We start from the raw sequence: 7,790 nt of genomic DNA, 5'->3' as shown, positions 1-7,790 counted from the left end.
CTCCTTGCCGATAAACAGGCTGCCCATGCTGAAGATGAACAGGTTGACGCCATACGACAGCAGGCACAGCCCCATGACCACCTGAAAGGTCCGCGGCCGTAGCACCAGCCAGACACCGGAGGCGGCCAGTACGCCGATTGCGATTGCGATGACTTCTTCCATCAGGCGTTGGCTCCTTTGAGCGGGGCGACGGGTTTGGCGTGCAGGCCCGGCTTGTGGGCGCGCACCGACTGGTGGGCCAGGGCGGTGAGAATCAGCAGGGTCGAGCCGACCACCACGGCATACACGCCGATGTCGAAGAACAGCGCGCTGGCCAGGTGAATATCCCCCAGCAGCGGCAATTCGAAATGCCAGGTATGCGTGGTCAGGAACGGATAACCCACCGCCAGCGCCCCCAACCCCGTGGCGCTGGCGAACAGCAGCCCGGTGCCCATCCAGCGCAGCGGTCGCAGGCTCATCTGCGCCTCGACCCACTGGGTGCCGGCGACCATGTATTGCAGGATGAACGCCACCGACATCACCAGCCCGGCCACGAAGCCGCCGCCGGGTTGATTGTGGCCGCGCATGAACAGATAGAACGACACCACCAGGGCAATCGGCAGCAACAGGCGAACCAGCACCGACGGCACCATCATGAAGCCCAGCGCGGTATCGCTGGCGTGGCGCGGGTTGACCAGGTCGGTGACCACGTCCGGCGCCAGCAGCCGTTGTTGCGCCGGCAGTTGCATGCTTTCCTTCGGCGGACGGAAGCGCCGCAGCAGGGCGAACACCGCCAGGGCCACCGCCGCCAGCACGGTGATTTCCCCCAGGGTGTCGAAACCGCGGAAGTCCACCAGCATGACGTTCACCACGTTGCTGCCGCCGCCTTCAGGCAACGCGCGGCTGAGGTAGAACGAGGAAATGTCGTTGGGGGTCTGGCGCGTCAGCATGGCATAGGACAGCAGCGCCATGCCGCCGCCCACCGCGCCGGACAGCAGCAGGTCCCGCAGGCGCCGGATGCGCGCGCGCCGTTCGCTGTTGGGCCGGGGCGATACGTCCTCGATCCGCCGTGGCAACCAGCGCAGCCCCAGCAGGATCAGCACCGTGGTGACCACTTCCACCGCCAGTTGCGTCAGGGCCAGGTCAGGGGCCGAGAACCAGACGAAGGTCACGCAGGTCATCAGGCCGCAGACACTGACCATCGTCAGCGCCGCGAGACGGTGATACTTGGCTTGCCAGGCCGCGCCCAGGGCGCAGGCGATCGCCAGTACCCACAGGGTGACGAACACCACGGAGCCGGGAATCTTCGGCCGGTCGCCCCAGACCAGCGTGCTGTGCAGCATCGGGATCAGCCCGGCCAGGAGCGCCGCCAATACCAACAGGAACAATTGCGCCTGCAGGCGCCGAGTGCTGATCTTGCGCTCCAGCCGACGGCCGTGGCGCATCATCAGCACCAGGCAGCGTTCGAACAGGCGCTTGCCGCTGAGGCGGCCGATCAGCGGCGGATGCTTGATGTGGCCTTGCTTGAATTGCTTGCGCAGCAGCAGGTACAGGACGATGCCCGCGGACATCGCCACCAGGCTCATGATCATGGGCGCGTTCAGCCCGTGCCAGATCGCCAGGCTGTATTCCGGCAGCGGGCCGCCCACCACGGGGAGTGCGGCGGCGGCCAGTAACGAGCCGACCACCTGGGCCGGGAAAATCCCCACCAACAGGCAAGTGAATACCAGCAGCTCGACCGGCGCGCGCATCCAGCGTGGCGGTTCATGGGGCGTGTGGGGCAGGTCGCTGGCGGTGGGGCCGAAAAACACGTCCACGGTAAAGCGCAGGGAATAGGCGACGCTGAAAGTGCCGGCGATGGTGGCGATGATCGGCAACGCCAGCTCGACCCAGGCGGTGGCCGAGATAAACACCGTCTCGGCGAAGAACATCTCCTTGGACAGGAAACCATTGAGCAGCGGCACTCCGGCCATCGCCGCGCTGGCGACCATCGCCAGGGTCGCGGTGAACGGAATCAGCCGCACCAGGCCACTGAGCCTGCGGATGTCGCGGGTGCCGCTTTCGTGGTCGATGATCCCGGCGGCCATGAACAGCGAGGCTTTGAACGTGGCGTGGTTGAGGATGTGAAACACCGCGGCTACCGCCGCCAGCGGACTGTTGAGACCCAGCAGCAGGGTGATCAGCCCGAGGTGGCTGATGGTCGAATAGGCGAGCAGGCCCTTGAGGTCGTTCTGGAACATCGCGCAATAGGCGCCGAGCACCAGGGTGCAGGCCCCGGCGCCACCGACGAGATAGAACCATTCCTCGCTGCCCGACAATGACGGCCACAGCCGCGCCAACAGGAAGACACCGGCCTTGACCATGGTTGCCGAATGCAGGTACGCCGACACCGGTGTGGGTGCGGCCATGGCGTGGGGCAGCCAGAAGTGGAAGGGGAACTGAGCACTTTTGCTCAAGGCGCCGATCAGGATCAGCGGCAGCAGGACGGGGTAGAGGGCGTGGTCACGAATCAGGTTGCCGGCGGCCAGGACCTTGTCCAGGTCATAGCTGCCCACCACATGGCCGAGCAGCATTACCCCGGCCAACAGGCACAGCCCGCCGGCACCGGTCACCATCAACGCCATGTAGGCGCCGCGTCGGGCATCGGCGCGGTGATGCCAATAGCCGATCAGCAAGAACGAGAACAGACTGGTCAGTTCCCAGAAGAACACCATCTGGATCAGGTTGCCGGAGATCACCAGCCCGAGCATCGCGCCCATGAATGCGAGGAAGAACGCGAAGAAACGCGGCACCGGATCGTCCGGCGACATGTAATAGCGGGCGTACAACGACACCAGCGTGCCGATGCCCAGCACCAATAACGAAAACAGCCAGGCGAAGCCATCCAGGCGCAGCACGAAATTCAGGCCCAGGCTGGGCAACCAATCATATTGTTCGCGGATTACGCCGCCAGCGGCGATCTGCGGGTACCATAAGGCCACCTGAACAGTGCCGGCCAGGGCTACGAGGCCGGCCAACAGCGATTCGGCGTTACGGGCGTTATGCGGTAACAGCGCCGCGACACAGCTGCCGATGAAGGGCAAAAGCAATAGAACTATCAGTGACATAGGCTTCTATTCGGCAAAGGTTGTCCGGGATCATACGTGGCGTATTCCCGATCACCAACCGCCAGGGTGTCGCAGAATCCTACAGGGTAGATGGAAGTCTCCTGTTTTGCGTTGTTTCAGGTGGGGCTTTTGGGGCTGCTGCGCGGCCCAGCGGGAGCAAGCTCCCTCGCCACGGGATTTTGCTCGATCTGCGTCAGTCGGTTGTGAGGAATGCCTATTGCTCGCGCTCAAGCACCTCATCCACTTCGACAACGCCTTTGCTGCGCGTCTTCAGCTCACTGACAATCACCGCCGCCACGATCAACCCGGCGCCCACCAGGGCAATCGCCGGTAACCGCTCGCCGGCCAGCCGCCCGGCGATGCCGGCCCATACCGGTTCCCCGGCATAGATCAGCGTGGCGCGGGTCGGCGAGACGCTTTTCTGGGCCCAGTTCATTGCCACCTGGATCGCTGCGCTGGCGGCGCCCAGGCCGACGGCGCTGATCAACAGCAGCCAGGAAAAACCGGGAATCACTTCTTGGGTCGGCACCACCATCAAAAATGCCAGCACCGCCGTGCTTGCCAGTTGCACCACAGTCACCCGGCGCACATCGACCTGGCCGGCATAGGCGCTGATCAGGATGATCTCGGCGGCGATCGCGATCGCGCTGATCAGCGTGGCGATTTCCCCCGGACTGAAATTCAGTGACGCGCCGGCCGGGCCGGACACCAGCATCAGCCCGGTGAACGCGAGCATGATCCCGATGCTCGGCATCAATCCTGGCCGCCGACCCAGCACCAGCCACTGCAGCAAGGGCACGAAGGGCACATACAGCGCGGTAATGAACGCCGATTGGCTGCTGGGGATGGTTTGCAGGCCGACGGTCTGCAGGCCATAGCCGAGCATGATCGCTACACCGATGAAAGCTCCGGCCTTGAGTTCGAACCAGGTCAGGTCGCGCAGGTGCCGCCAGGAGAACAGCGCAACGAATGCCGCCGCAGCGGCAAAGCGCAGGCCGACGAAAAACATCGGTCCGCTGACCGTCATCGCATGCTGGACCAGCAGGAATGTCCCGCCCCAGATCATGGTGATCAGCACCAGCACGCATTCGGCCTTGCTGAACCGTGAGAAACGGGAGGAAGCTTGCGGAGAATTCACCAATGCCATGATCTTGCGCGCCACTTGAGGTGGACGCACAATGCGCCCGAACGAATAAGTTGGGCAGTATAATGCGCAACCCCGGCAGATGAGCAATATAGTGCACAAAGATAATGGCCAGCGGGCGTCCGTCCTGCAACATGTCAGCCAGAACGTCCGCCGCCTGCGGCATGCCGCGCAGCTCAGCCAGACGGCTTTGGCCGAGCTGTCAGGGGTCAGTCGGCGGATGCTGGTGGCCATCGAGGCCGGGGAGAAAAATGTCAGCCTGACCACCCTGGATCGCGTCGCTGAAGCCCTCGACGTGGCCTTCAGCGATCTTATCCAGGCCCCCGACGCGCGCGATCCGAGTCGTATCAATGAGCTGGCCTGGGCCGGTGCGATTGCAGGGAGCAAGGCCGTGTTGCTGGCCAAAGCCACCGCCAGCCGCGAGGTGGAGCTTTGGGAGTGGCGCCTGGAACCCGGCGAGCATTACCATTCGGAGCCCGACGCCGACGGTTGGAGCGAACAGCTTTACGTCTTCGAAGGCTGTCTGACGCTGCTGCTGGGCAGCGAAGAACGTCGAGTCGGAGCGGGCGAGTTTTTCATGTTTGCCAGCAACCAACCTCACGGCTATCGCAATGACGGCCTGGTAGCAGCGCGATTCGTACGCAACGTGGTGATTTGACTCCTGGAGAGCGGTATGGACGCAGCGCTGGATCAACCTGTGAACGGCATCACCCGCGAGGCCGACATCCTGATCATCGGCGGCGGCCTGAGCGGCGCCATGCTCGCGGCGCAATTGCTGCGCCTGCCGGGCCGGCGCGACGTGCTGATTGTCGAGCCGCGCAGCGAGTTGGGCCGGGGCGAGGCCTACAGCGCCGTAGAGCTGGGCCATACCCTTAACGGCAACGCGGCACGCATGAGCGTCGATCCGGATAATGCCGATGACCTGACCCAGTGGCTCACGGCGTTCATCGAGGCTGGCGGCTGGCCCGAGTCGGACCAACAGCATGTGCCGGTCAGCGAACTGTTTCCTCCGCGCGGAATGTTTGGCCTGTACGTGCAACAGCGTCTGTCCGAGGCCCAGTCGGTGGCGGCCTTGAATGGGTCCATGGCGGAGCATGTGCGCGGGGAGGCCGTCGACCTGCAGATCGTTGATCAAGGTGTGCGGTTGACGCTGGCTGATGGCAGCATCTTGCAGGGCCGTTTCGCGGTGCTGGCCACCGGCATGTTTGCCGCGGCGCGCACTCCGCAGACCGAATCCAGCGGCTTGAACAGTGCGGCACTGGATCCTTGGGATGTGACGGCCATGCGCCAACTCGAGCCGCAGTCCACGGTGCTGATCATCGGTTCCGGGCTGACCATGGTCGATGCCGTGGTGTCGCTGGAGCAGGCCGGGCATCGTGGGCCCATCGAGGTGTTCTCACGCCATGGGCTGTTGCCCCATGTGCGCCGGCAACCTCCGGCCTGGGTGGATTTCCTTGCCGAAGATCATGACCTGCGTTCGCCGTTGCAGCTGATGCGGGCGCTGCGCGAGCAATGCCGTCAGGCGCAAGCCCAGGGGATTGATTGGCAGGCGCCACTGGATACCGTGCGCGCGCACATCGGCCGTTTGTGGAGCCAGGCCAGCGATGTGCAGCGCCGACAGTACGTCCGGCATGTGCGGCCGTGGTGGGAAAGCCACCATCATCGTTCGCCTCCGTTGAGCGCAGAATTGGTGACGCGTCTGCAGGAAGAAGGGCGGCTGCGGATCCAGGCGGCCTCGTTCAAGGGGCTGGTGCCGGCTACCCAAGGCTCGGTAGGCATCCGCATCCGCCGACGCGGCGAAGCTGGACTGACGGTGATGCAAGGCGCTGCGTTGATCAACTCCAGCGGTATCGAATATGACTGGCGGCGCGTGGCGCGACCTCTGCCGCAGCAATTGCTGGCCCGAGGGCTGGTCCAGCCCGGTCCGCTGGCGCTGGGCATCGCCGCGCGTGCCGACGGCGCAGTGCTGGACGCCCGTGGCGAGCCGGTCAATCAGCTGTTCGCCATGGGCCCGCCATTGCGCGGAATGTGGTGGGAAAGCACCGCCGTGACGGATGTGGCGAGCCAGGCCAAGGCACTGGCCGCGCGCTTGGCTGGTTTACAAACCCAACGCTGAACCCTGTGGGAGCGAGCCTGCTCGCGATAGCGGCCTGACAGCCGCCACATGACTGGCTGAGCCCATTTCCCCTTGCGACAGGCGCTGGGCTCATTGCTCCGGTATTTTCACCCAGCGTTCCTCCCGCGCCGCCACCCGGATCGCCGCCGCCAAGCGCTCGACTTCCCAGGCTTCCGCGAAATCCGTACCGCTGCCGCCTTCGCCTGCGAGGGCCATGACCAGCTCCCGGACTTCCAATGTCTTCAATTCGTTGTACCCCAGCTGATGCCCGGCCGCCGGGCTGAAGGCAGCGTAGCCCGGCAGGTCGGGGCCGGCCAACAGTCGCTGGAAACCTGCCTGGCCGACGCGGCACAGGTGCAATTCGTTCAGTCGTTCCTGATCGAAGGCCAGCGTCCCGAGCGTGCCGCTGATCTCGAAGCTCAGGTGGTTCTTGTAGCCGTGTTTGAGCCAACTGCTGTTGATCGTGCCCCGCGCGCCGCTGGTGAAGCGCAGCAGCGCCTGGACCTGATCGTCAACCGCAATGACCCGCTGTTCGATCGCGCCGGCGCTGGCCGGGCGCTGGTTGTGTACGGTCTGGCTGTCGGCACACACCGAATCGACAGCGCCCAGCAGGTAACGAGCCATGGCCAGCAAATGGCTGCCCAGGTCGGCCAGGGCGCCGCCGGCGTGCTCGGCTTCGCAGCGCCAGGACCATGGCGAGGTCGGGTCGGCCATGAAGTCCTCACTGAATTCGCCCTGGAAACTGATGATCTGCCCCAGCTCGCCGCGCTGGATCATTTCCCGCGCCAACCGGATGATCGGGTTGTGCTGATAGTTGTAGCCGACGCGCGTCACCACCCCGGCCGCTTTGGCGGCCTGGTGCATCTGCTCGGCCTGTTCCAGGGAGACCGCCAGCGGTTTTTCGCAATAGACCGGCTTGCCCGCCGCCAACGCGGCCATGGCCATCGGAAAATGCAGATGGTTGGGCGTGGTAATGGCGACCAACTGGACGTTCGGGTCGTCGATCAGTTGTTGCCAGTCGCTGTGGGCCGTCTCGAAGCCCCAACTCCGTGCGCATTGGCGCGCACGCTGCGGATCGGCGTCAGCCAGGGCCGCCAGTTTCAAGTCCAGGGGAAGGTCGAACACCGCCTTGGCGTTAAGGAACGCCAAGGCATGGGCACGGCCCATGAAGCCGGTGCCAATCAGACCGATGCCGAGTTCGCGCATAAGAAAGAGCCTTTGAATTGTTATTTTCAGAAGGCTCTTTATGGAATAAATATTCGCTAATTGCAAATCATGGAATAAAAATTCATTCCTCTGTCCTTGAGAATTCCCTGTGGGAGCGAGCCTGCTCGCGAAAGCGCTACTTCAGTCAACATTGAGGTCGACTGACCTGACGCATTCGCGAGCAGGCTCGCTCCCACAAGGGAAACACCCATCAGGACAAGAACCCGCCATCCACATT

At 64.1% G+C, this 7,790-nt stretch carries 6 protein-coding genes; 2 read left to right on the top strand and 4 right to left on the bottom strand.

Annotation, left to right across the window (positions count from 1 at the left end; translation table 11 throughout):
- The 3 genes from ACE04F_RS16830 to ACE04F_RS16820 form a co-directional block, all read right to left on the bottom strand.
- Positions 1-162: NADH-quinone oxidoreductase subunit K (locus ACE04F_RS16830; RefSeq protein ID WP_486108416.1), on the bottom strand; the 162-nt coding region annotated here is incomplete at its 3' end.
- Positions 162-3,086 (bottom strand): monovalent cation/H+ antiporter subunit A, encoded by a 2,925-nt coding sequence (locus tag ACE04F_RS16825; RefSeq protein ID WP_486108178.1) that lies wholly within the window; start codon positions 3,084-3,086, stop codon positions 162-164. The genes ACE04F_RS16830 and ACE04F_RS16825, both read right to left, overlap by 1 nt.
- Positions 3,087-3,300: 214 nt before the next feature.
- The gene (locus ACE04F_RS16820; protein WP_486108188.1) at positions 3,301-4,233 is read right to left on the bottom strand and encodes a DMT family transporter; all 933 of its coding nucleotides are present in this window, start codon (positions 4,231-4,233) and stop codon (positions 3,301-3,303) included.
- A 91-nt stretch (positions 4,234-4,324) separates the two neighbouring features.
- On the opposite strand from ACE04F_RS16820, the gene ACE04F_RS16815 reads away from it, so the two are divergent.
- Both ACE04F_RS16815 and ACE04F_RS16810 read left to right on the top strand, forming a co-directional pair.
- On the top strand, positions 4,325-4,888 hold the full coding sequence (locus ACE04F_RS16815; RefSeq protein WP_434657111.1) for a helix-turn-helix domain-containing protein: 564 nt from the start codon (positions 4,325-4,327) through the stop codon (positions 4,886-4,888).
- Between the two features lie 15 nt (positions 4,889-4,903).
- Positions 4,904-6,346 (top strand): FAD/NAD(P)-binding protein, encoded by a 1,443-nt coding sequence (locus tag ACE04F_RS16810; RefSeq protein ID WP_486108175.1) that lies wholly within the window; start codon positions 4,904-4,906, stop codon positions 6,344-6,346.
- A gap of 90 nt (positions 6,347-6,436) precedes the next feature.
- Here the strand turns inward: ACE04F_RS16810 and ACE04F_RS16805 are convergent, their stop codons facing one another.
- Positions 6,437-7,552 carry a Gfo/Idh/MocA family protein gene (locus tag ACE04F_RS16805; protein WP_486108414.1) on the bottom strand — a complete coding sequence of 372 codons (1,116 nt, stop codon included), beginning with the start codon at positions 7,550-7,552 and terminating at the stop codon, positions 6,437-6,439.
- Positions 7,553-7,790: the final 238 nt, after the last annotated feature.

It is taken from the genome of Pseudomonas sp. AGC41 (assembly GCF_057334555.1).
Note: the sequence above shows the minus strand (reverse complement) of the source record. Positions and strands in the feature narration are given on the sequence as shown.